This window comes from Vibrio sp. 1401 (assembly GCF_033340295.1).
Window position 1 is genome coordinate 1 of sequence record NZ_JAWOWF010000816.1, and the last position, 523, is coordinate 523.

At 46.8% G+C, this 523-nt stretch carries 1 pseudogene; it reads left to right on the forward strand.

What is annotated here, in order from left to right:
* A pseudogene (nusA, locus tag R7Z77_RS28335) lies at positions 1–523 on the forward strand (transcription termination/antitermination protein NusA); the annotation flags it as partial.

The following is a 523-nucleotide window of genomic DNA, read 5'->3' on the forward strand; positions in this document are numbered from 1 at the left end:
AATCGTTGAGCAGTTTATCGACAACGAAGGTGATCTAATCACTGGTGTTGTTAAGAAGGTAAACCGCGACACAATCGTTCTTGACTTAGGTAACAACGCAGAAGCGGTAATCCTACGTGATGACCAACTTCCTCGTGAAAATTTCCGTCCAGGTGACCGTGTACGTGGTCTTCTGTACAAAGTTGCTCCAGAAGCGCGTGGTTTCCAATTGTTTATCACTCGTTCTAAGCCTGAAATGCTTGAAGAACTATTCCGTGTAGAAGTCCCAGAGATCGCTGAAGAAATCATCGAACTGAAAGGTGCTGCTCGTGATCCTGGTTCTCGCGCTAAGATCGCAGTGAAAACAAATGACAAACGTATTGACCCTGTTGGTGCGTGTGTTGGTATGCGTGGCGCACGTGTACAAGCTGTTTCTGGTGAGCTTGGTGGTGAGCGTATCGATATCGTGCTTTGGGATGATAACCCAGCTCAATTCGTTATCAACGCAATGGCTCCAGCAGACGTAGCTTCTATCATCGTGGAT